This is a genomic window from Sphingomonas aracearum (genome assembly GCF_003345355.1).
Lineage (GTDB): Bacteria > Pseudomonadota > Alphaproteobacteria > Sphingomonadales > Sphingomonadaceae > Sphingomonas > Sphingomonas aracearum.
Genome location: NZ_QQNB01000001.1, coordinates 1,115,368 through 1,139,495, shown reverse-complemented (window position 1 = coordinate 1,139,495; position 24,128 = coordinate 1,115,368). Strand labels below are relative to the sequence as shown.

General features: G+C 67.6%; 18 protein-coding genes. 10 read left to right on the top strand and 8 right to left on the bottom strand.

The annotated features are described in order from the left end of the window. Positions 1 to 16: 16 nt before the first annotated feature. Entirely contained in the window at positions 17 to 796 is a 780-nt protein-coding gene (locus DVW87_RS05530) for a crotonase/enoyl-CoA hydratase family protein (RefSeq protein WP_114686697.1), read from the top strand. Between the two features lie 58 nt (positions 797 to 854). Continuing rightward, positions 855 to 1,787, top strand: a complete 933-nt coding sequence (locus tag DVW87_RS05525; protein WP_114686696.1) for an alpha/beta hydrolase — start codon at positions 855 to 857, stop codon at positions 1,785 to 1,787. Between the two features lie 52 nt (positions 1,788 to 1,839). Here DVW87_RS05525 and DVW87_RS05520 read toward each other — a convergent pair whose 3' ends face one another. Continuing rightward, positions 1,840 to 2,106: a hypothetical protein gene (locus DVW87_RS05520; protein WP_114686695.1), complete on the bottom strand. Its 267-nt coding sequence runs from the start codon at positions 2,104 to 2,106 to the stop codon at positions 1,840 to 1,842. Between the two features lie 111 nt (positions 2,107 to 2,217). Between DVW87_RS05520 and DVW87_RS05515 the strand changes: the two genes are divergently transcribed. Further along, on the top strand, positions 2,218 to 3,423 hold the full coding sequence (locus DVW87_RS05515) for an MFS transporter (RefSeq protein WP_114687088.1): 1,206 nt from the start codon (positions 2,218 to 2,220) through the stop codon (positions 3,421 to 3,423). Here the strand turns inward: DVW87_RS05515 and DVW87_RS17760 are convergent. Then, entirely contained in the window at positions 3,391 to 4,179 is a 789-nt protein-coding gene (locus tag DVW87_RS17760) for a hypothetical protein (RefSeq protein ID WP_147276221.1), read from the bottom strand. The genes DVW87_RS05515 and DVW87_RS17760 overlap by 33 nt on opposite strands. Before the next feature lie 147 nt (positions 4,180 to 4,326). Next, on the bottom strand, positions 4,327 to 5,691 hold the full coding sequence (locus DVW87_RS05510) for a DEAD/DEAH box helicase (protein WP_114686694.1): 1,365 nt from the start codon (positions 5,689 to 5,691) through the stop codon (positions 4,327 to 4,329). Positions 5,692 to 6,011: 320 nt separating this feature from the next. Here DVW87_RS05510 and DVW87_RS05505 point away from each other — a divergent pair, with 320 nt between their 5' ends. Next, a complete protein-coding gene (locus DVW87_RS05505; RefSeq protein ID WP_239017763.1) occupies positions 6,012 to 6,356 on the top strand; it encodes a response regulator in 345 nt (114 codons plus the stop codon). On the opposite strand, the gene guaD is transcribed toward DVW87_RS05505, so the two are convergent. After that, complete coding sequence (guaD, locus tag DVW87_RS05500) at positions 6,331 to 7,725, bottom strand: guanine deaminase (protein ID WP_114686692.1); 1,395 nt, start codon at positions 7,723 to 7,725, stop codon at positions 6,331 to 6,333. The genes DVW87_RS05505 and guaD overlap by 26 nt on opposite strands. A gap of 59 nt (positions 7,726 to 7,784) precedes the next feature. Here guaD and DVW87_RS05495 point away from each other — a divergent pair, with 59 nt between their 5' ends. From DVW87_RS05495 to DVW87_RS05485, 4 genes are all read left to right on the top strand, one after another. Beyond that, entirely contained in the window at positions 7,785 to 8,333 is a 549-nt protein-coding gene (locus DVW87_RS05495; RefSeq protein WP_114686691.1) for a glycoside hydrolase family 108 protein, read from the top strand. Between the two features lie 11 nt (positions 8,334 to 8,344). Continuing rightward, positions 8,345 to 8,758, top strand: coding sequence for a 3TM-type holin (locus DVW87_RS05490; RefSeq protein WP_114686690.1), 414 nt, complete (start codon positions 8,345 to 8,347; stop codon positions 8,756 to 8,758). 140 nt (positions 8,759 to 8,898) lie between these two features. Then, entirely contained in the window at positions 8,899 to 9,036 is a 138-nt protein-coding gene (locus DVW87_RS18020; protein ID WP_181814726.1) for a hypothetical protein, read from the top strand. Further along, complete coding sequence (locus DVW87_RS05485) at positions 9,026 to 9,436, top strand: type II toxin-antitoxin system death-on-curing family toxin (RefSeq protein ID WP_181814725.1); 411 nt, start codon at positions 9,026 to 9,028, stop codon at positions 9,434 to 9,436. Before DVW87_RS18020 ends, DVW87_RS05485 begins: the two co-directional genes overlap by 11 nt. Positions 9,437 to 9,725: 289 nt before the next feature. Here the strand turns inward: DVW87_RS05485 and rpoC are convergent, their stop codons facing one another. Beyond that, positions 9,726 to 14,015: a DNA-directed RNA polymerase subunit beta' gene (gene rpoC, locus DVW87_RS05480; protein ID WP_114686688.1), complete on the bottom strand. Its 4,290-nt coding sequence runs from the start codon at positions 14,013 to 14,015 to the stop codon at positions 9,726 to 9,728. A gap of 168 nt (positions 14,016 to 14,183) precedes the next feature. Then, the gene (gene rpoB, locus DVW87_RS05475; protein ID WP_114686687.1) at positions 14,184 to 18,359 is read right to left on the bottom strand and encodes a DNA-directed RNA polymerase subunit beta; all 4,176 of its coding nucleotides are present in this window, start codon (positions 18,357 to 18,359) and stop codon (positions 14,184 to 14,186) included. A gap of 266 nt (positions 18,360 to 18,625) precedes the next feature. Between rpoB and DVW87_RS05470 the strand changes: the two genes are divergently transcribed. After that, a complete protein-coding gene (locus DVW87_RS05470) occupies positions 18,626 to 19,774 on the top strand; it encodes a hypothetical protein (RefSeq protein ID WP_147276220.1) in 1,149 nt (382 codons plus the stop codon). Positions 19,775 to 20,085: 311 nt separating this feature from the next. Here DVW87_RS05470 and rplL read toward each other — a convergent pair whose 3' ends face one another. Continuing rightward, positions 20,086 to 20,463, bottom strand: a complete 378-nt coding sequence (gene rplL, locus DVW87_RS05465; protein ID WP_114686685.1) for a 50S ribosomal protein L7/L12 — start codon at positions 20,461 to 20,463, stop codon at positions 20,086 to 20,088. 76 nt (positions 20,464 to 20,539) lie between these two features. Further along, positions 20,540 to 21,055 carry a 50S ribosomal protein L10 gene (gene rplJ, locus DVW87_RS05460; RefSeq protein WP_114686684.1) on the bottom strand — a complete coding sequence of 172 codons (516 nt, stop codon included), beginning with the start codon at positions 21,053 to 21,055 and terminating at the stop codon, positions 20,540 to 20,542. Between the two features lie 433 nt (positions 21,056 to 21,488). Between rplJ and DVW87_RS05455 the strand changes: the two genes are divergently transcribed. Continuing rightward, the gene (locus DVW87_RS05455) at positions 21,489 to 24,038 is read left to right on the top strand and encodes a PhoX family protein (RefSeq protein ID WP_114686683.1); all 2,550 of its coding nucleotides are present in this window, start codon (positions 21,489 to 21,491) and stop codon (positions 24,036 to 24,038) included. The last annotated feature ends 90 nt before the right edge of the window (positions 24,039 to 24,128 follow it).

Genomic DNA, 24,128 nt, shown 5'->3' with positions numbered 1-24,128 from the left:
ACAAAGGAGAGGTGCCATGGAGCGCGTGTCGATCAGCGTGGCGGACCAGATCGCCGATGTGCGGCTGACCCGGGCGGACAAGATGAATGCCATCGACCCGGCGATGTTCGAGGCGATCGGCGCGGCGATCGACGACCTGGCGGGGCGGACCGACGTGCGCTGTGTTGTGCTGTCCGGCGAGGGGCGCGGATTCTGCGCGGGGCTGGACATGGCGAGCATGGCGGCGGGCGGCTCCGGCCTGTCGGCGAACGGGCGCAACGCCGACGGCGCGATCCTGCCGCAGCATGTGACCTGGGGCTGGCACCAGCTGCCGATGCCGGTGATCGCGGCGGTGCACGGCGTGGCGTTCGGCGGCGGGTTCCAGATCATGTCGGGCGCCGACATCCGCATCGTCGCGCCGGACACGCGCTTTGCCATTCGCGAGACGCATTGGGGGCTGGTGCCGGACATGGCGGGCTTTCCGCTGTGGCGCGGGCTGGTGCGCGACGACGTGCTGCGCGAGCTGGTCTACACCGCGCGCGAGTTCGGGGCGGACGAGGCGCTGGCGCATGGCTTCGTGACCCGCATTGCCGACGATCCGCATGCCGCCGCGATGGACCTCGCGCGCACGATCGCCGGGCGCAGCCCGCACGCGATCCGCGGCGCCAAGCGACTGCTCAACATGGCGCACGATGCCGATCCGCGCGCCATGCTGGAGGCGGAAACGGCCGAGCAGGTGAAGGTGATCGGCCAGCCCAACATGATGGAACAGGTCGCCGCGAACATGGCCAAGCGCCCGCCGGTGTTCGTGGACTGAGGAACCGGCTTGACGCTCCCCGGAGGAAACCGTTCATGACCGAAGCGGATAGACTGGCATGATGCTCGCTGCGCTTGCGCTGCTCGCCGCCACGCCGGTGGCGGAGGAACCGATCGCCGCACCGGGGCCGAACGGCCCGCTCTCCGGCACGCTGACGGGCGCGGGGAACGGGCGGCCGGTGGTGCTGATCGTGCCCGGCTCCGGCCCGACCGATCGCGACGGCAACAACCCGCTGGGGGTGAAAGCCCGGTCCTACACGCTGCTGGCCGAGGCGCTCGCCGCGAAGGGCGTCGCCAGCGTCCGGATCGACAAGCGCGGGCTGTTCGCGTCGCGCGGGGCGGTGGCGGACCCGAACAAGGTGACGATCGCCGACTATGCCGTGGATGTGCATGCGTGGGTGACGGCGATCCGCGGGCGGACGGGCGCGCGCTGCGTCTGGGTGCTGGGGCACAGCGAGGGCGGGCTGGTGGCGCTGGCGGCCGCGCAGGCGCCGGAAGGCATGTGCGGGCTGGTGCTGGTGGCGACCGCCGGGCGGCCGCTGGGTCAGGTGATGCGCGAGCAGTTCCGCGCCAATCCGGCGAACGCGCCGCTGCTCGCTGATGCGGAAGGAGCGATCACCGCATTGGAGGCGGGGCGCGACGTGGATGTGTCGCGCTTTCACCCGGCGCTCCAGCGGGTGTTCGCGCCGGCGGTGCAAGGGTATCTGAAGGACATGCTGGTGCGCGATCCGGCGAAGCTGATCGCCGCCACCAGGCTTCCGGTGCTGATCCTGCAGGGCGACACCGATCTGCAGGTCACGGCCGCCGATGCGCGGGCGCTGGCAGTGGCGCAGCCGGCGGCGACGCTGGCGCTGCTGCCGGGGGTGAACCATGTGCTGAAGGTCGCGCCCGCCGATCGCGCCGGGAACATGGCGACGTACGCCGATCCGGCGCTGCCGCTCGCGCCCGGGGTGGCGAGCGCCGTGGCCGATTTTGCCCGGGCGAAGCGCTGACCCGGCAAGCGGAAGAAACGGGATCGCGGGCCGGGCCCGGGGTGACGGCGGGTCAGAGCACCACTTTTTCCGGCTTGCTCTCCTGGATCGCGGCGAGGACCATGCGTTCCCAGACCGCCGGGTCGCCGGCGGCGGCCATGGTGCGGTCCGGCTCGCGCAGGGTGCGCAGCACGGCGAGCGCATCGGACAGGTGATCGCGCCAGACCTGGTCGACATGGGCGCCCGCCGATTCCTCGGTGCCTTCCGCATTGGCGCTGATCCGTTGCGCGGCGAGCACGCGGGCGATGCGTTCGGCGACGGGGGTGGTGGAAATGTCCATGGGCGTCCTCCTTTGGCAGGGATAACCGCCGAGCGCGGCGACAGGTCCGTGCAATCGCGCCGCCGCCGCTTTGCAGTTGACGCTGCGGTGCAGCATCGCCAGCTCTCGCCGATGCACGGCACCTTCAAGCCCGCCGCCCCCGTGGGCCTCGTCCATCTCGCCCTGGCGGTCGGCGGGTTCGCCATCGGCACCACCGAATTCGCGACCATGAGCCTGTTGCCCGATTTCGCGCGCTCGCTCCGCATCGATGCGCCGACCGCCGGGCACGTCATCAGCGCCTATGCCCTGGGCGTGGTGGTGGGCGCGCCGTTGCTGGCGGTGCTGGCGGCCAGGTTGCCGCGGCGCACGCTGCTGATCGGGCTGATGCTGCTCTTCGCGATCGGCAATGCGCTGTCCGGGCTGGCGCCGAGCTATGGCTGGATGCTGGCGTTCCGCTTTCTCGCCGGACTGCCGCATGGGGCGTATTTCGGGATCGCCTCGCTGGTCGCGGCGTCGCTGGTACCGGTGGAAAAGCGCACGCAGGCGGTCGCGCGCGTGCTGCTGGGGCTGACGGTGGCGACGATCGTCGGCGTGCCGCTGGCCAATCTGATGGGGCAGGTGCTGGGCTGGCGCTGGTGCTTTGCGGTGGTGGCGGCGTTGGCGCTGCTGACGGCGGGGCTGGTGTGGCTGTATGCGCCGAGGGAGGGCGCGCCGAGCGATGCTAGTCCGCTGAAGGAGCTCTCCGCGCTGGGGCGGGCGCAGGTGTGGCTGACGCTGGCGGTGGGCGCGATCGGCTTTGGCGGGCTGTTCGCGGTCTATACCTATCTGGCCGACACGATGGTGGCGGTGACGCATGTGAGCCCGCGACTGGTGCCGCTGGCGCTGATGGCGTTTGGCATCGGCATGACGGCGGGCAACCTCGTCGTGCCGCGCTTTGCCGACCGCGCGCTCTTGCCGAGTGCGGCGGCGATCCTGGTGTGGAGCATCGTCGCGCTGGCGCTGTGGCCGCTGGCGGCGCAGCAGTTCGGGACGGCGCTGGTGGCAATGGTGGCGATCGGCTTTGGCGGCTCGCTGGCGACGGTGTTGCAGACGCGGCTGATGGACGTGGCGGGCGATGCACAGGGGCTGGCGGCGGCGCTGAACCACTCGGCGTTCAACGTCGCCAATGCGCTGGGGCCGTGGCTGGGCGGCCTGGCGATCGCGGCGGGCTATGGCTGGACGTCGACGGGGTGGGTCGGCGCGGGGCTGGCCGCGGGCGGGCTGGCGATGCTGGGGGTTTCGGTGGCGGTGGGGCGGCGGAGAAAGCTATTGAACAGAACTCGGAATGAGCCGGGCTAAGCTCCGCATGAAGGTACGAGTTGCGAGAAGGACCTCCTTCGCCTCTTCTTCTGTGTAAGTCCTCTTGGGATGCATAGTGCCATTCCGCCAAGCTTGCTTGACATGGTAGAGGTTCGCGTGGCTTTCAGACCAGGCGTCCCTCTCAGCACCTTTTGGCATAACTTCAATTTTTCCATGCATCTCGCTAAGAAGCTTACCCCACTCTTTATCTACGTTATCGATTCCTAAGGTAAGGGAAAGGTGCTGGACCGCTACTTCCAAAGCGCGCATTAAATGGAAAACTGAAGCAGTAAAGCGACCGACCGCCAAGCATTTTCCTGCTTCGCCTATGTCGTCAGCCGATGCAGGGATCCTGTCATCTACCTCTATTCCAAAAATAGGCTCCGAGGAGCTATAATAGTCTGCCAAGCCCTTCGGAAGGCAGTACATATTGATGGATACAACTTCATCCTGGAACCTGCTGCGCACGTCAGCATTGATTGCTCCGAGCTCTTTATACGTGATAGGAGTCTTGCGAGCTCTTAATTTGTCGACAGCCCGACTTGCCGCGATTCCTGTAAGAGGTACTCCCATTGCATCCGCAGAGTCTCGAAGTTCTGCAAACGATGACGCGATGTTAAGCCTAATTTTGTTATCCATGTTCTGGCTAAGATCTTTTCTCTCATCACCTGAGGCGCCCCATTCTTTGATCAGAACTTCGATCCGCTCTAAGTGTGCGGAAGCACTCAAAATTGCTAATGCGCTGATGCTCCGCACGACTTATGGCTCCTCCTACCTCCTGTGAGGTTAAACTAATTCGGTGGGCAGGCAAGGTGGCGCACGGGCCCTCTGATTCGCCTTAAACCAACCAGATCGGCGCTAGGGGACTTGTGGGCGTCAGACCTTTCAGGGCTGGAACGCCAGTTACGCTGACGCGCCGGACGAGCGGGCACCGCCACCGCCACCGCCACCACCGCCGCCACGCCCACCACGCCGCGGACCACGGCCGCGGGGGGCGTTGGGGTTCGCCGGGCGCGCCTCGTGCGTCGCGCGGGGGCGCGGCGGCTGGCGGCGCTGTTGCTGCTGGCGGTCGGGGCGGGGGGCCGGGTCGGCGCCGATCGCCTTGACGCGCTGCGCCTTGAGCTCGTTGGCCTTGGTCATGAAATCCGCGGGGAGCGGCACGACGGGGACCTTCTGGCGCGTCAGCTTCTCGATGTCGCGCAGATAGGGGCGCTCGTCCTCGGCGCAGAAGGCGATGGCGATGCCGCTGTTGCCGGCGCGCGCGGTGCGGCCGATGCGGTGGACATACTGCTCCGGCACGTTGGGCAGCTCGAAGTTCACGACATGGCTGACGCCCGAGACGTCGATGCCGCGCGCGGCGATGTCGGTGGCGACGAGGATCGGCACGTCACCCGACTTGAACGCGGCGAGCGCGCGCTCGCGCTGCGGCTGGCTCTTGTTGCCGTGGATCGCGTTGGCGGCGATGCCGTTGCCGGCGAGCAGCTTCACCACGCGGTCCGCGCCATGCTTGGTGCGGGTGAAGACGAGCGCACGGTCGATCGCCTGATCCTGCAGCACGAGGGTGAGCAGCGCCTGCTTCTCCGTCTGGTTGACGAAGGTGACCTGCTGCGTCACGCGCTCCGCGGTGGTGGCGACGGGGGTGACCTTGACGGTGACCGGGTCCTTGAGGAACTGGTCGGCGAGGCTGCGGATTGCCTCGGGCATGGTGGCCGAGAAGAACAGCGTCTGGCGCACGCGGGGAAGCGCCTTCACGATGCGGCGCAGCGCGTGGATGAAGCCGAGGTCCATCATCTGGTCCGCTTCGTCGAGCACCAGCACTTCGAGCATGGCGAGGCTGACGAAGCGCTGCTCCATCAGGTCGATCAGGCGGCCGGGCGTGGCGACGAGGATGTCCACGCCGCGCGCCACGTCGTTGCGGTTCTTGTTGATGGAGGTGCCGCCGAACACGGTGGCGACGGTCAGCTTCGAATTCTTGCCATAGGCCTTGGCGCTTTCGGCGATCTGGCTGGCGAGCTCGCGGGTGGGGGCGAGGACGAGCATGCGGCAGTGGGTGGGCAGCACGCGCTTGTCGCTGGCGACGAGGCGCTGGATCGAGGGAAGCACGAACGCGGCGGTCTTGCCGGTGCCGGTCTGCGCGATGCCGAGCAGGTCGCGGCCCTCGAGAACCTGCGGGATCGACTGGAGCTGGATCGGGGTGGGGGTGGTGTAGCCCTTGGATTCGAGCGCGCGGACGAGCGGCTCGGACAGGCCGAGATGGGCAAAGGACATGGGATAGGTTCCAACTGTGCCGGGCACGCGCGTCACGACGCGCGATGCAAGCGGGGGAGAATGACACCCCGCGTGAAAAGGGAAGCCCGTGAACAACGATCGGGACGGAGCCTCGACGGCGGAGTAACCGCTCGTCGATCACGCTGCAAAGACGCCTCGATGGCCGGCGATATGTGCGCGTGCCGTCCGAAAGTCAACTGGGCCGTGTTGCCGCAGGGCAACATACGACCGAGGTCGGGCAAGGCGCGCGAAATGCCGTGCAACCAATCCGCAACCGACTTGTTGATCTGCATCAAGGAGTAACCCTGCCCGTGTGCCACGTGCTGATCATCGAAGACGACGCGCTGATCGCGCTCGATCTCCAGGGAATGCTGGAGGCGGCGGGCGCGCTGAGCTTCTCCTTCGCCGACAGCGAGGCGGAGGCGATCGCGGAAGCGCGGGCCAGGCGGCCGGACGTGATCGCGTCCGACGTGATGCTGCGCGAAGGATCGGGGCCGGGCGCGGTGCAGGCGATCCATGCCGAGTACGGGCCGCTGCCGGTCTTCTACGTGACCGGCACGCCCGAAGCCTGCCAGCCATGCGAGCCGCCGGTGCATATCGTGCCCAAGCCCGCCACGCAGGAGGCGATCCGTGCGGCGTTCACGCAGGTGCGCGGGGGCTGCTGAAGCCGGGCTGGCGCCGGTGCGCGCAACGGCCGGCGACGTAGGTGGCCGCGACCGCGCGGTCGTCGCCCAGGATCTGCAGCGCGAACAGCCGCTCCGCCAGCGAACGGCCGGCGGTGCGCCGGGCGAGGAGCGGCGTGGCCGCGGGGTCCAGCACCACGAAGTCGGCTTCCTGGCCGGGGAGAAGGCCCCCGATTTCGCGCTCGATGCCGAGCAGGCGCGCCCCGCCGGCGGTGGCCAGATGCAGCGCGCGGAACGGATCGAGCGGGTGGCCGCGGAGCTGCGCCACCTTGTAGGCGTCGGCCGCGGCGGCGAGCAGCGACAGGCTGGTCCCCGCGCCGACATCGCTGCCCAGGCCCAGCTTCACGCCATGCGCGTCGGCCGCGGCGAGATCGAACAGGCCCGATCCCAGGAACAGGTTGGAGCCGGGGCAATGCGCCACGCCCGCCCCGGCCGCGCCGAGCCGGGACCAGGCGCGACCCGACAGGTGTACGCCGTGCGCGAACACCGATCGCGGGCCGACCAGCCCGAAGCGGTCATAGACGTGAAGGTAATCCGCCGCGTCCGGAAAGCGCGCGGCGACGGCGGCGAGCTCGACCGTGTTTTCCGCCAGATGGGTGTGGAGCAGCACATCCGGATGCCCGGCGAGCAGGGCCGCGGCGCTGGCCAGTTGCGCATCGGACGAGGTGAGGGCGAAGCGGGGCGTCACCGCATAGCCGAGCCGCCCGCGCCCGCGCCAGCGCGCGATCAGCGCCTCGCTGTCGCTGCGGCCGGTTTCGGGCGTGTCGCGGAGGAAGTCGGGGCCGAGATCCATCAGCACCTTGCCGGCGATCAGGCGCATGTTGCGCGCCAGCGCGGCCTCGAACAGCGCATCGACCGAAGCGGCGTGGACGGTGCCGAAGACGAGCGCGGAGGTGGTGCCGTGACGCAGCAGCTCGTCCAGGAAGAAGGCGGCGACGCCATCGGCATGGGCGCGCGACGCGAAGGCCGCCTCGGCGGGGAAGACGTGGCGCTCGAGCCAGGTGAGCAGCTGGTCGCCGTGCGCGGCGATGCAGTCGATCTGCGGGAAGTGGACGTGCGCGTCGACGAAGCCGGGGACGATCAGGCCGGGCAGCGGCACGACGGGCAGGTCGGCGAAGCGGCTGCCGATCGCCGCCCAGTCATCGCAGGCGAGCACGCGGCCCCCTTCCACCACCAGCAGCGCGTCCGGCAGGTGGCGGATCGCTTCGGCGCCATGAAGGGAGGGGTCACGGGAGACGGAAAGGAGTTCGCCGCGAAAGGCGTGGCGCTGATGGGGCAGGGGCTGGGGCTCCGGGTCGATGCGCCCCGGTGTATCGCGGCGAGGGGCCGACGCAAATACGCGATGCGGCATTTTGTTGGAGATTTATCTAACCATAACGGTTATGTGCGGGCTTCAACGAGGGGGCACACATGATCGAACGGCTGATCGAAGAAGTGATGGAGCGCGAAGGCGGGTACGTGAACCATCCGGCGGACCGCGGCGGCGCGACGCGGTGGGGAATCACGGAGGCGGTGGCGCGCGCGCAGGGCTATCGCGGGGCGATGCAGGCGCTGCCGCGCGAGACGGCGGCGGCAATCTACCGCCGGCTCTACTGGCGCGATCCCGGCTTCGCCGCGGTGGCGGAGCGCGCATCCGCGCTGGGGGCCGAGCTGTTCGACACCGGCGTGAACATGGGGCCGGGGGTGGCGACCGGCTTTCTCCAGCGCGCGCTCAACGCGCTCAACCGCGGGGCGCGCGATTACCCGGACCTGGTGATGGACGGGCGGATCGGGCCGGCGACGCTGGCCGCGCTGGACGGCTTCCTGCGCAGCCGCGGGGCGGGGGCGGAAACCGTGCTGGTGAAGGCGATGGAGGCGTTGCAGGGCGAGCGCTACCTCGCGCTGGCGGAAGCGCGGCCGGCGAACGAGGCGTTCCTGTATGGCTGGCTGGCCAACCGGCTGGCCCCGCAGCCGGCGTGAGGGAGGGCGGAATGGACCTTCCCGGCACCCTGGCGGGGCCGCTGGGCAGCGTGCTCGACCGCGTGATCCCCGACCCGGCGGCGCGCGACGCGGCCAAGCTGAAGCTGGCCGAACTGGAGCGCGCGCGCGAGCTGGAGGAAGTGAAGGCGCAGCTCTCCGCGGTGCTGGCGGCATCGTCGCCGGCGGATCCATGGACGAGCCGCGCGCGGCCGGGCTTCCTTTACGTGATGTATGCGCTGCTGTTGTGGTCGATCCCGATGGGCCTGATCGCGGCGGTGCGCCCGGCGGCGGCGGAGGCGATCGCGCGAGGGATGACGGCGTACCTCAACGGCATCCCCGAGCCGCTCTACGCGCTCTTCGGGACCGGGTATGTGGGGTATACGGTGGCGCGGAGCTGGGGGAAGGCGAAGGGGGTGGAGCGGTGAGGGGATGAGCGGGCCGGGGCCTCGGGCGTTCCGCTACTCCGGCGCCAGATTATCTGTTGCGAATTCAACCTTCCTTTGGGTAAGTCGTTATATTAAGTACCGGTCAGGCAGACGGACAGTGACCGAGGAAGGAGGCTGCAATGGCGACTGAATTCCGCACTCCTGTCGAGGAGCATCAGACGCTTACGGCGAAGCCGCGGCGGGACGTGGACCGCAAGGCTCTGCGCGCGAGCATCAACGCTCGCTACGAGAATACGCTTCGGTATCTTGGAAGATGAGCCGATTTGGCTGACGTCGGAAGACGTAGCAGAGATTCATGACGAGCAGCTAGAGCTTCATGGTGGCCTGCCGGGTTACAAGGACCCGGGGCTGGTGGAGAGTGCCGTCAACAATCCCATCATGTCGTACATGTATGGCGAGCAGCGGGATATTCTCGCGCTCGCCATACGACTTTGCTTTGCCATCGTGAAAAATCACGGCTTCAACGATGGCAACAAGCGTACTGCCGCGTTCGCCATGATCGAGTTCCTGGCGATCAATGGATATGACCTGTTCGTGCCCGACGACGAGCCGGAGACGCCTTTGCTGGGCCAGTGGGTCGAGCGCCTGGCGGCGGGTGCCTATGACGAGTACCAGATGTACGATCGTCTGGAGCATTTCCTCCAGCTTGCCGACTGAGCCTTGGACGCCGCCATCGTGTTTGCCTTCACGGGCGCGCGAGCAGGTCGGCGCACGACGAAAAAGCCGACTGGACGATCCAAGGGCGGTCGGATGCTCTCAGCCGAGCGGGATCGTCGCATCTTCCGGCGCACGCCACCGCCGCTTGCCCGCAACCGGGACGGGCATCCGCGCGGAGATCTGAACGCAGGCACGAGGGCCGGGTCACGAACGCCGGTTCTCCAAAACGAAACCGCCGCCCGGGCATCCCCGGACGGCGGTTTCTTAGTTCAGCGCTCCCGCCCGAGGATCACTCCTCGTTGAGGTACTCGCCGGCGTCGGCGTCGGTGCCGTGGCCGGAGGGGACCACGGAGGCCAGCGGATCGTCGCCGGTGCCGGTGTCGTCGCGGACCGAGCGGGCGGCTTCGGCGGCGCGCAGTTCATCGGCCGAGGTCGGGGCGACCAGGGCTTCCTGCAGGCGGCGCTGCTGCGCACGGAGCGCCACGTCGCGGCTGGTGGCCGCGATGCGCATGCGGTTCATGCCCGCACCGGTGCCCGCCGGGATCAGGCGACCCACGATGACGTTCTCCTTGAGGCCCGTCAGCGTGTCCTTCTTGCCCTGCACCGAGGCTTCGGTGAGGACGCGGGTGGTCTCCTGGAACGAGGCGGCCGAGATGAAGCTGCGGGTCTGCAGCGACGCCTTGGTGATGCCCAGCAGGATCGGCTTGCCAGTCGCCCGGGCCTGGTTCGGGGCCAGCTTGTCGTTGGCCTCGTCCAGCTCGTCACGATCGACCTGCTCGCCCTTCAGCAGCGTGGTGTCGCCGCCGTCGGTGATCTCGACCTTTTGCAGCATCTGGCGAACGATCGTCTCGATGTGCTTGTCGTTGATCTTCACGCCCTGCAGTCGATAGACTTCCTGGATCTCGCTGACGAGATACTCGGCCAGCGGCTCCACGCCCATCGTCTCCAGGATGTCGTGCGGATCGGGCGAGCCGCCGATCAGGTTGTCGCCACGCTTGACGTAGTCGCCTTCCTGAACGTCGATCACCTTCGACTTGGGCACCAGATACTCGACCACGTCGCCGCCGTCCTCGGGCTGGATGCCGATCTTGCGCTTGGCCTTGTAGTCCTTGCCGAACACGACGCGGCCCGAGACCTTGGCGATGATCGCCGCTTCCTTCGGAACACGCGCCTCGAACAGCTCCGCCACGCGCGGCAGACCGCCGGTGATGTCGCGGGTCTTGGCCGACTCGCGGGCAACACGGGCGACGACGTCGCCGGCCTGCACGGTGGAATTGTCCTCCACCGACAAGACGGCACCCGGCGCCAGCATGTAGCGCGCGGTTTCGCCCGAACCCTCGTCGAGCAGGGTGATGCGCGGACGCAGATCCTCCTTCGACTTGGTGGTGGCGCGGAACTCGATCACCACGCGCTGGGCGATGCCGGTGGCCTCGTCCGTCACCTCGGTGAGCGTCTTGTTCTCGACGAGATCCTGGTACTTCACGGTGCCGCCCGTCTCGGTGATGACCGGCATGGTGAACGGATCCCATTCCGCCATGCGATCGCCCTTGGAGACGATGTGGCCGTCGTCGAACATGACATACGCGCCGTACGGGATGCGATCCACGGAGAGCTCGCGCCCGTCCATGTCGACGATCGCGATCTCGCCCGAGCGGGAGAGCACCACGCGGCGGCCGCGGGTGTCCTCGATCACGCGCAGGTCACGGAACTGCACGGTGCCGTCCGCCGGAGCCTCGAGGTTCGAGGTCTCGTTGAGCTGCGCCGCGCCGCCGATGTGGAAGGTGCGCATGGTGAGCTGCGTGCCCGGCTCGCCGATCGACTGCGCCGCGATCACGCCGACCGCTTCGCCGATGTTCACCGGCGTGCCGCGCGCGAGATCACGCCCGTAGCACTTGGAGCACACGCCGATCTTGGTCTCGCAGACCAGCGGCGAGCGGATCTTCATGCCCTGGATGCCGAGCTTCTCGATCTGCGCGACCATCGGCTCGTCCAGCAGCGTGCCCAGCGGGATCGCCACCTTGCCGGTCTTCGGATCGACCACGTCCTCGGCTGTGGTGCGGCCCAGGATGCGCTCGCCCAGCGAGGCGATGGTGGAGCCGCCCTGCACGATCGCCTTCATCTCCAGCGCACGCTCGGTGCCGCAGTCGATCTCGGACACCACGCAATCCTGCGACACGTCGACCAGACGGCGGGTCAGATACCCCGAGTTCGCCGTCTTGAGCGCGGTGTCGGCAAGACCCTTGCGGGCGCCGTGCGTCGAGTTGAAATATTCAAGGACGGTCAGGCCTTCCTTGAAGTTCGAGATGATCGGCGTTTCGATGATCTCGCCCGACGGCTTGGCCATGAGGCCGCGCATGCCGGCGAGCTGCTTGATCTGCGCCTGCGAACCGCGGGCACCGGAGTGGGCCATCATGTAGATCGAGTTGATCGGCTTCTCGCGGCCGGCCATGGGGCCGTCCTCGAAGCGGCGGACCATCTTGATCTCGTCCATCATCGAGTTCGCCACCTGGTCGCCGCAACGGCTCCAGGCGTCGATCACCTTGTTGTACTTCTCCTGCTGCGTGATCAGGCCGTCCTGATACTGCTGCTCGAAGTCCTTCACCTGCTCGCGCGTCTCGTCGACCAGACGATCCTTGTCCGGCGCGACGAGCATGTCGTCCTTGCCGAACGAGATGCCGGCCTTGAACGCGTGACGGAAGCCCAGCGCCATGATCGCGTCGGCGAACAGCACCGTCTCCTTCTGGCCGGTGTGGCGATAGACCTCGTCGATCACGTCGCCCACGTCCTTCTTGGTGAGCAGGCGGTTGACCGTCTCGAACGGCACCTTGGACGACTTGGGCAGCGTCTCGCCGAGCAGCATGCGGCCCGGCGTGGTCTCCACGCGCTTCATGTACTGCTGGCCGTTCTCGTCGGTCTGCGGCACGCGGCTGACGATCTTGGTGTGCAGGGTGACGGCGCCGGCTTCCAGCGCCTGGTGCACCTCGGCCATGCCCGACAGGAGCATGCCCTCGCCCGGCTCGCCGGTCTTCTCCATCGACAGATAGTAGAGACCCAGCACCATGTCCTGCGACGGCACGATGATCGGCTTGCCGTTGGCGGGCGAGAGGATGTTGTTGGTGGACATCATCAGCACGCGCGCTTCCAGCTGGGCTTCCAGCGAGAGCGGGACGTGCACGGCCATCTGGTCGCCGTCGAAGTCGGCGTTGAACGCGGAGCAGACGAGCGGGTGGAGCTGGATCGCCTTGCCCTCGATCAGCACCGGCTCGAACGCCTGGATGCCGAGGCGGTGGAGCGTCGGTGCGCGGTTCAGCATCACCGGATGCTCGCGGATCACCTCGTCCAGGATGTCCCAGACTTCCTTGCGCTCCTTCTCCACCCACTTCTTGGCCTGCTTCAGGGTCATGGACAGACCCTTGGCGTCGAGGCGCGCGTAGATGAACGGCTTGAACAGCTCGAGCGCCATCTTCTTGGGCAGGCCGCACTGGTGCAGCTTGAGCTCCGGCCCGGTGACGATCACCGAACGGCCCGAATAGTCGACGCGCTTGCCGAGCAGGTTCTGGCGGAAGCGGCCCTGCTTGCCCTTGAGCATGTCGGACAGCGACTTCAACGGACGCTTGTTGGCGCCGGTGATCGTGCGGCCACGACGGCCGTTGTCGAAGAGGGCGTCGACCGCTTCCTGCAGCATGCGCTTTTCGTTGCGGACGATGATGTCCGGCGCGCGCAGCTCCATCAGCCGCTTCAGGCGGTTGTTGCGGTTGATGACGCGGCGATACAGGTCGTTGAGATCGGAGGTCGCAAAGCGGCCGCCGTCCAGCGGCACCAGCGGGCGCAGCTCGGGCGGGATGACCGGCACGACTTCGAGGATCATCCATTCCGGACGGTTGCCCGACTCCAGGAAGGACTCGACGACCTTCAGGCGCTTGATGATCTTCTTGGGCTTCAGCTCCGACTTGGTCGTCGCCAGCTCTTCGAGCAGATCGCGCTTCTCGCCCTCGAGATCGAGGCTTTCGAGCATGATGCGCACGGCCTCGGCGCCGATGCCGGCCGAGAACGCGTCCTCACCATATTCATCCTGCGCGTCGAGCAGCTCGTCCTCGGTGAGGAGCTGATACTTTTCGAGCGGGGTCAGGCCCGGCTCGATCACGATATACGCCTCGAAATAGAGGACGCGCTCCAGCTGCTTGAGCTGCATGTCGAGCAGGAGGCCGATGCGGCTCGGCAGCGACTTCAGGAACCAGATGTGCGCGACGGGGGCGGCGAGCTCGATATGCCCCATCCGCTCGCGGCGCACCTTCGAGACGGTGACCTCGACGCCGCACTTCTCGCAGACGATGCCCTTGTACTTCATGCGCTTGTACTTGCCGCACAGGCACTCGTAATCCTTGATCGGACCGAAGATGCGCGCGCAGAACAGGCCGTCACGCTCGGGCTTGAACGTGCGATAGTTGATCGTTTCGGGCTTCTTGATCTCGCCGAACGACCAGGAGCGGATCTTGTCCGGGGACGCAATGCCGATCTGGATCTGGTCAAAGGTCTCGGCCTTGGCGACCGGGTTCGCGAAATTGGTCAGTTCGTTCATGTCATGTCCTCGGGTTCGAGGGAAAACTCAGAAACCTGCCGTTCGTCTCGAGTGGGATCGAGCTTGTCGAGAGCCCGTATCGAGAGACTGGGGAGGGCGCTCCCCACGATCTCTCGACACGCCTTCTCGACTGCGCTCGAAGGCTACTCGAGACGAACGGCGTGTTTGTTACTCCGCCGCCTCGGCCAGGCCGTCGCCGTCTTCCTCGGCATTGGCGAGATCGACGTTGAGGCCCAGCGAGCGCATTTCCTTGACGAGCACGTTGAAGCTCTCCGGGATGCCGGCCTCGAACGTGTCGTCGCCCTTGACGATCGCCTCGTAGACCTTGGTGCGGCCGACCACGTCGTCGGACTTCACCGTCAGCATCTCCTGCAAGGTGTAGGCAGCGCCGTACGCCTGCAGGGCCCAGACCTCCATCTCGCCGAAGCGCTGGCCACCGAACTGCGCCTTGCCGCCCAGCGGCTGCTGGGTGACGAGCGAGTACGGCCCGATCGAACGCGCGTGGATCTTGTCGTCCACTAGGTGGTGCAGCTTGAGCATGTAGATGATGCCCACCGTCACCTTGCGGTCGAACCGGTCGCCGGTGCGGCCGTCGAACAGGTCCGACTGGCCCGACGGGTCGAGGCCCGCCAGCTCCAGCATCTCCGACACGTCCTTCTCGCGCGCGCCGTCGAACACGGGGGTGCCCATGGGCACGCCGGTGCGCACGTTCTGGATCAGCTCCACGATCTGCTCCGGCTTCCGCGCGTCGATCTCGTCGGCATAATGGTCGCCGTAGATCGCCTTCAGCCGCTCCTTCACCGCATCGGGCATTTCGCCCGCCTGCGCGTCCGGATTGGCCTCGCGCCACTCTTCGAGCGCGGAGGCCACCTGCATGCCGAGGTTGCGCGCCGCCCAGCCGAGATGCGTCTCGAAGATCTGGCCGACGTTCATGCGGCTCGGCACGCCCAGCGGGTTCAGCACGAGATCGACCGGCGTACCGTCGGCCAGGAACGGCATGTCCTCCTGCGGCAGGATGCGGGAGATCACGCCCTTGTTGCCGTGACGGCCGGCCATCTTGTCGCCCGGCTGCAGCTTGCGCTTCACCGCCACGAACACCTTGACCATCTTGAGCACGCCCGGCGGCAGCTCGTCGCCGCGCTCCAGCTTCTCGCGCCGATCCTCGAACTTCTCGCGGATCAGCTTGGCCGCCTCGTCATACTGCGCCTTGACCGCCTCCAGATCGCTCTGGGTCTTGTCGTCGGCGACGGCGAACTTCCACCATTCGTGACGATCGACGGACTCGAGCATCTCGGTGTCGATAACCGCGCCCTTCTTGAGGCCCTTCGGCACCGCCGTGGCGGTCTGGCCGAGCAGCATCTCGCGCAGGCGGGACCAGGTCGCACGGTTGAGGATCAGGCGCTCGTCGTCCGAGTCCTTCTTCAGCCGCTCGATCTCCTCGCGCTCGATCGCCAGCGCGCGCTCGTCCTTGTCGATACCGTGACGATTGAAGACGCGCACGTCCACGATCGTGCCGGCAACGCCCGGCGGCAGGCGCAAGGACGTGTCGCGCACGTCCGAGGCCTTTTCGCCGAAGATGGCGCGGAGGAGCTTTTCCTCCGGCGTCATCGGCGACTCGCCCTTCGGCGTGATCTTGCCGACCAGGATGTCGCCCGGCTCGACCTCGGCACCGACATAGACAATGCCCGCCTCGTCGAGGTTGCGCAGCGCTTCCTCGCCGACGTTCGGGATGTCGCGGGTGATGTCCTCCGGCCCGAGCTTGGTGTCGCGGGCCATCACCTCGAACTCGTCGATATGGATCGACGTGAACACGTCGTCCTTCACGATCCGTTCGGAGATGAGGATGGAGTCCTCGTAGTTGTAGCCGTTCCACGGCATGAACGCGACGAGCGCGTTGCGGCCGAGCGCCAACTCGCCGAACTCGGTCGAGGGGCCATCGGCGATGACGTCGCCGGCCGACACCACGTCGCCCACCTTCACCAGCGGGCGCTGGTTGATGCAGGTCGACTGGTTCGAACGCTCGAACTTCATCAGCGTGTAGATGTCCACGCCCGACTTGCCCGCGTCGATCTCGCCGGTTGCGCGCACCACGATGCGGCTGGCGTCCACCTGATCGACGATGCCGGCGCGCTTGGCCGAGATCGCGGCGCCCGAATCGCGCGCCACCGTCTCTTCCATGCCGGTGCCGACGAACGGCGCCTCGGCCTTGACCAGCGGCACGGCCTGACGCTGCATGTTCGAGCCCATCAGCGCGCGGTTCGCGTCATCGTTCTCCAGGAACGGGATGAGCGAGGCGGCGACGGAGACGAGCTGCTTGGGCGACACGTCCATCAGCGTGATCGTCTCGGGCAGCGCCATCAGGAACTCGCCGGCCTGACGGGCCGAGACGAGATCCTCGGTGAACCGGCCTTCGCCGTCCACCTCGGCCGATGCCTGCGCGACGGTGTGCTTCTGCTCCTCCATGGCGGAGAGGTACACGACCTCGTCCGTCACCTGGCCGGCATTCACCTTGCGGTACGGCGTCTCGATGAAGCCGTACTTGTTGACGCGGGCGAAGGTCGACAGCGAGTTGATGAGGCCGATGTTCGGGCCTTCCGGCGTTTCGATCGGGCAGATGCGGCCGTAATGCGTCGGGTGAACGTCGCGAACCTCGAAGCCCGCACGCTCACGCGTGAGGCCGCCCGGCCCGAGCGCCGAGACGCGACGCTTGTGCGTCACTTCGGAGAGCGGGTTGGTCTGGTCCATGAACTGCGACAGCTGCGACGAGCCGAAGAACTCGCGCACCGCGGCGACCGCCGGCTTCGCGTTGATGAGGTCGTTCGGCATGACGGTGGACACGTCCACCGAGCTCATGCGCTCCTTCACCGCGCGCTCCATGCGCAGCAGGCCGACGCGGTACTGGTTCTCCAGAAGCTCGCCCACCGAGCGCACCCGGCGGTTGCCGAGATTGTCGATGTCGTCGATCTCGCCCTTGCCGTCCTTCAGGTCGACCAGCGTCTTCACGACCGCCAGGATGTCCTCGGTGCGCAAGGTCGTCACGGTGTCCTCGGCGTCGAGGTCGAGGCGCATGTTGAGCTTCACGCGGCCCACCGCCGACAGGTCGTAGCGGTCCGGATCGAAGAACAGGCCGGCGAACAGCGACTCCGCGGTTTCCAGCGTCGGCGGCTCGCCGGGACGCATCACGCGGTAGATGTCCGACAGCGCCTGCTCGCGCTCCTCGGCCTTGTCCGCCTTCAGCGTGTTGCGGATCCACGGACCGGTCGAGACATGGTCGATGTCGAGCAGCTCGACCCGGTCGATGCCGGCCTGGTCCAGCTTCTCCAGGTTCTCCTGGCCGATCTCGTCACCGGCCTCGACATAGATCTCGCCGGTCTGCTCGTTGATGAGGTCGTAGGCCGAATAGCGGCCGAAGATTTCCTCGGTCGGGATCAGCAGGTCGGTGAGGCCGTCCTTGGCCGCCTTGTTGGCCGCGCGCGGGCTGATCTTCTGGCCGGCGGGGAACACCACCTCGCCCGACTTCGCATCGACGATGTCGAACGACGGCTTCTGGCCGCGCCAGTTCTCGGCCGCGAACGGGATCTGCCAGCCGCCAGAGCCGCGCACATAGGTGATGCGGTTGTAGAAGTGATTGAGGATTTCCTCGGAGTTGAGGCCCAGCGCATACAGCAACGCCGTGACCGGCAGCTTGCGCTTGCGGTCGATACGGACGTTGACGATGTCCTTGGCGTCGAACTCGAAGTCCAGCCAGCTGCCGCGGTACGGGATCACGCGGGCGGCGAAGAGATACTTGCCCGACGCGTGCGTCTTGCCGCGGTCATGGTCGAACAGCACGCCCGGCGAGCGGTGCATCTGGCTGACGATCACGCGCTCGGTGCCGTTGATGAAGAACGTGCCGTTCTCCGTCATCAGCGGCATGTCGCCCATGTAGACGTCCTGCTCCTTGATATCGAGCACGGAGCGGGCTTCCGTATCGGGATCCACCTCGAACACGATGAGGCGCAGCGTGACGCGCATCGGCGCGGCATAGGTGATGCCCCGCTGGCGGCATTCCTCGACGTCGAACTTCGGCGGCTCCAGCTCGTAGTTCACGAAGTCCAGCTCGGCGGTGCCGGCGAAGTCGCGGATCGGGAACACGCTGCGCAGCGTCTTCTCCAGGCCCGAAACATAGCCGATCGAGGGATCGGAGCGCAGGAACTGCTCGTAGCTCTCGCGCTGCACCTCGATCAGGTTCGGCATCTGCACCACTTCGTGGATGTCGCCGAACACCTTGCGGATGCGCCGCTTGGCGGTGCTGCCGCCCTTTGTCGAGCGGCCGGTGCCTGCGTCGATCGCCTTGGTTGCCATGGGGGTAAGTGCCTCTCAGCAGTAGAAACCTTGTCCGGAAACCTCCGGGCGGGGCACGCCAGAGACACCAAAAGGCCGCTCGTCACCCATGCGGGTTACGGCAGCTTCGGCGTCCTTGTGGAACCAGGGCCTTCCATCCGATCGACACGCTGCGCGACGGCGCGTCCTTTCCCGAAAGCTCTGGTGGAGGCGGGGATATAGAAAGCCGGGCGGCGCTTGTCAAACCCGGTCGATTTGTGGCGCGGTTTGCGGCAACAGGCGGGGCGATGAGACATCGTGTGATTCCTGCGGCCGCGTTGCTGGCCGCCCCCATGCTCGCCGGCCCGGCGGCCGCGCAGAACCAGTCGGCGCCGGTGATCGTGCCGATCCCGGAGAATTTCAGCCTGCCCGGCCAGGCCGCGCCCGCGCCGGGGCCGACGGCAACTCCAACGCCGGCGCCGGTTCTGTCGTCGAGCCCCACGCCGCGCGCCACGCCGACGCCGCGGGCAAGCGCCACGCCGTCGCCGCGGCCGACCTCCACGCCGTCGCCGACGCCGTCGCCGACGCAAACGCCGCGCGCAGCGGCGAGCGCCACGCCGACGCCGGTGCCGCAGGAGGCGCCTGCCCCGATGGAGAGCGTAACCCCGCTGCCAGCACCGTTGCCCGGCATCCCGGTGGAGGTGCAGGACGCGGAGCCCGGCACTGGCTGGGGCGGTATGGCCCTGGGCGGGGGCCTGATCGTGCTGCTGCTCGCCGGGGGCTGGTGGTGGTTGCGGCGGCGGCGGACCGGCGCGGAGACGGCGGGCGACGACTTCGCTGCCGCTCCGATCGCCCCGGCGGAGGCGGAGGCATCCCCGCCGCCGGTCGCAGAGGACGCGCTGGAGCTGGTGGAGCGTGCGCCCGCCCCGGCACCGCAGCGCCTGGAGCGCCGCGCCCCCGCCGCGCCGGCACCGCGGCTTGCCTTCGAGTTCAGGCCGCGCCGCGCCGGGACGAACCTCACCAGCGCCGCCGTGGATTACCACATCGTCGTGCGCAACGCGGGCGAGGGCGGTGCGGAACGGGTGCAGGTGGATATCCGGCTGCTCACCGCCAACCGGGTGCAGGACGCGCAGCTCGCCGCCCTGTTCGGCGCCGCGCTGGAGCGCGTGTCGGTGGCGCCGTTCGACCTCGGGGCGGGCGGGGAGGCGGTGCTGGACGGCATGGCGCTGCTGCCCCGCGAGGCGGTGTCCGCGATCGGTTCGGCGGAGCGGCCCATGTTCGTGCCGCTGATCGCGCTCAACATCGCCTATGTCGCCGGCGGCGCGGACGCGCGCGCCGCGGCCGTGTGGGTGATCGGCCGCGACCGGGGCGAAGAACAGAAGCTCGGCGCCTTCCGGCTGGACGAGGTGCGGATGTACGAAGGGGTGGTGGCGCGGGAATATCCGGTGCCGCGATAGGGCTATTCTCCTCCTGAGGAAGGGGAGGGGCCAGTGGTGGAGGGGCGTCGCGGCGCGCGGTGCCGGTTCGCTTGAACCCACATACGGGTGCTGGCTGCGGAGGCGCCCCTCCACCAGCCTTGCGGCTGGCCCCCTCCCCAAGCCAGGTAGGATCGGAGCAAAAGAAAAGGGGCGGCGCCGGTGATGGCGTCGCCCCTTTCTTCAAGCGGCCGTCATGGGAGCAAGTCCCATGACGTCGGACAGTGCCCTGGCACTGCCGGCCGGCCTTGTGCGTCGTCGGGCTGGCGTGCCAGCCCGGCGCGCACTGCGGCTTACTTGACCTCGACGGTCGCGCCGGCTTCTTCCAGCTGCTTCTTGATCTTCTCGGCCTCGTCCTTGGACACGCCTTCCTTGACGGCCTTCGGCGCGCCCTCGACGAGGGCCTTGGCTTCGGTCAGGCCGAGCGAGGTGATCGCGCGGACTTCCTTGATGACGTTGATCTTCTTGCCACCGTCGCCGGTGAGGATCACGTCGAACTCGGTCTTCTCTTCAGCGGCGGGAGCAGCGGCACCGGCGCCACCAGCGGCAGGAGCCGCAACGGCAGCGGCGGCGGACACGCCCCACTTCTCTTCGAGCAGCTTCGAGAGCTCGGCGGCCTCGAGGACGGTCAGTTCGCTCAGCTGGTCAACCAGCGCGTTCAGGTCTGCCATGTGTACTTCCTTCGTGTGTAAATCGAGGCTTAGCCCCGGTGTTCGTCAAAAGATGCGTCCAAGCGCCCGACAAAGGTCAGGCAGCTTCCTTCTCGGCATAGGCCGACAGCACGCGCGCGATCTGCGCCGCGGGAGCCTGGGTGATGGTCGCGAGCTTCGTGGCGGGTGCCACGATGAGGCCCACGATCTTCGCCCGGAGTTCATCCAGCGAGGGCAGGGTGGCGAGCGCGTTCACGCCGGCAACGTCGAGAGAAGTCGCGCCCATCGCGCCGCCGACGATCTCGAACTTGTCGGTCGTCTTGGCGAAGTCCACGGCCACCTTGGCAGCCGCGACCGGATCGATGGAAGTGGCGAGACCGACCGGCCCGGTGAGCATGTCGCCCAGCGAGGTATAGTCGGTGCCGTCGAGCGCGATCTTGGCAAGCTTGTTCTTCGAGACCTTGTAGGTCGCGCCGGCGTCCCGCATCGCGTTGCGCAGCCGGGTCGACTGGGCAACGGTCATGCCGAGGTTGCGGGTGACGACCACCACGCCGACCTGGGCGAAATTAGCGTTCAGCTCGGCAACGGCCTCGGCCTTTTGAGCACGATCCATGCCATTCTCCACGTTCTGAGCCCGCCGCGAACGGCAGGCCCGGTTGCGATCCGGCACGTGCGAAATACCCGTGCCGGGTGTCCAGTGAAGGGGAAGGGCATGCCACGAGGAAGCGCGGCAGGACCGGTTGCGGTGAAAACCGCAAGCGATCGGATGATTCCTGTCCCCGTCTAGGCAGGGCATTAAGGACGGGCAAATCCCGGCCACCTGCTGTCTCGGACGGATGCCGGCACGCGGCGAACCGCTCCGGCAAGCGCGGGGCTGTAGCGGAATCGGAGGTGGAGTCAAGGCGCTCCGCCGGTTTCAGAAAAGCTTCATCATCCTGTCATCCCCGCGACACGGGTCCGCAACCGTAGTGTCGCTCGCAGGGATCATTGCGGCTCGGGAGCGCGGGAGGCCGCAACGGCCGTCGCCATTCGGGGGAACAGCACCAATGACGGACATCACCATGTACGATGATGGCGACATCGACACCAACCGGTCGAACAACTCGCCGCATCTCAACGACCTGATCGCCAGCCGCTATTCGCGCCGGCAGACGCTGCGCGGCGGCGTTTCCGCGGCGGCGACGGCAGTGTTCGGCAGCTCGCTGCTGGCGGCCTGCGGCGACGATTCGGATGACAACACGCCGCCGGTGGCGTCGGTCACCGTGGGCGGCACCACGGCGGCAAGCTCCGGCCAGCCGGTCACGCTGAACGCGTCGGTCAACGGCAATGCCGGCGGCGGCACCTGGACGCAGACCAGCGGCCCGACCGTCACCCTGACCAGCACGACGCCCGGCGTCGTCACCTTCACCGCGCCGGCGGTCAGCACCGCCACTGCGCTGGTGTTCACCTATACCAGCAACGGGGATGTGGGCACTGGCAACGCCTCGACCACCGTCAACGTCAGCCCGGCCGTGCTCGCCTTCACCGCCGTCGCCAAGAACCTGGCCGACGTGGTGACCGTGCCGACCGGCTACAACGTCACCGTGCTGTATCGCCTCGGCGATCCGATCGCGCAGGGCGTCGCCGCCTTTGCCAACAACGGCAGCGACACCAATTTCGCGCAGCGCGCCGGCGACCATCACGACGGCATGAGCTATTTCGGCCTCGCCGCCAGCGCCAACACGCCGGACCCGTCCAGCAGCACGCGCGGTCTCCTCGTGCTCAACCACGAGAACATCAACCAGAGCTATCTGCACCCCAACGGCCCCACCGGCGGCAGCACTGCCCGCCCGGAAGCGGAAGCGCTCAAGGAGATCGAGTGCCACGGCGTCTCGGTGATCGAGATCACGCGCACCAACGGCACCTGGGCGTACAACCCGACTTCCGCGCTCAACCGCCGCTTCACGCCGAACACGCCGATGACCTTCAACGGCCCGGTGCGCGGCAATGCACAGCTGCGCACCGTCTACTCGCCCGCCGGCACCGACGGCCGCGGCACGATCAACAACTGCGCCAACGGCACCATGCCGTGGAACACCTACCTGACGAACGAAGAAAACTGGGTAGGCTATTTCCGTCGCAACACCGGTGATGCCGCGGTGCGCACCGCGAACGGCTTGGCCAAGCAGAACGTCTCGCTCGCCCGCTACGGCCGCTCCGAAGTTGCGCTCACGGGAACTTCGGGAAGCCCGGGTGGCAATTACTTCTGGACCACCGTGACGCCGAGCAACGCCACCGACACCCGCTTCGCCAAGTGGAACATCACCGCCTCCGCCACCGGCGCGGCCGACGGCACGCAGGATTTCCGCAACGAGATCTTCCAGTATGGCTGGGTGGTCGAGATCGACCCGTTCGATCCCGCCTCCACCCCGCGCAAGCGCACCGCGCTGGGCCGCATGAACCATGAAGGCTGCCAGAACGGCCGCATGGTCGCCGGCGTCCGCCCGGCCTTCTACATGGGCGACGACGCGCAGAACGAATATATCTACAAGTTCGTGTCGAACACGCCGTGGGTCGCCGCCGATGCGACGCGCACCGATCGCCTGGCCGTGGGCGACAAGTATCTCGACGCGGGCACGCTCTACGTGGCGAAGCTGAATGCCGACGGCTCGGGCCAGTGGCTGCCGCTGGTGTTCGGCCAGAACGGCCTGACGTCCGGCAGCAGCGTCTATCCGTTCGCCGATCAGGCCGACGTGCTCATCAACGCGCGCCTCGCCGCCGACATCCTGGGCGCGACCCGCATGGACCGCCCGGAATGGACCGCGGTGAACCCGGTGACCGGCGAGATGTACTGCACGCTGACCAACAACAGCTCGCGCACGCCGGCCACCACCGACGCGCCGAACCCGCGTGCGTACACCGATCCCAAGCTGCCGCAGGGCGACGTCGTCAACGCCGATCCGCCCACGAGCTCGCAGGCCACCCGCGGCAACGCCAACGGCCACATCATCCGCCTGCGCGAGACCGGCGACACCACGGAGGCGACCGCCTTCACCTGGGACATCTATGCCTTCGGTTCGGGCTCCGACCTGGATGCGACCAACATCAACATCTCGGGCCTGACCGCCGACAACGACTTCTCGTCGCCGGACGGCCTGTGGTTCGGCCTGCCGAGCAACACCACCGGCCAGGCCACGCCGCTGATGTGGATCGAGACGGACGACGGCGCCTATACCGACGTGACGAACTGCATGCTGCTCGCCTCCATCCCGGGCACGGTGGGAGACGGCGGCACGCGCACCATCAACAACACCCTGACCACCCCGGCCAACACCACCACGCGCAGCACGGTGCAGACCCGTGTCGGCGCGGCGCCGGGCGCCAAGCTGAAGCGCTTCCTGGTCGGCCCGAAGGAATGCGAGATCACCGGCATCCATTCGACGCCGGACGGCCGCTCGCTGTTCGTGAACATCCAGCACCCCGGTGAAAATGGCGGTCCGGCCAACATCACCAGCAGCTGGCCCTACACCCAGACGGGCGCCACCACCGGCTCCAACCGGCCGCGCTCGGCGACCATCGTCATCACGCGCACGGACGGCGGCATCGTCGGCGTCTGAGCTGCTTGATCTTCGTCACGGAGCAGGGCCGGGGAGCGATCCCCGGTCCTGTTTCGTTGGGGGCGGATGCGCTGGTTCTCCTTTCCCCGT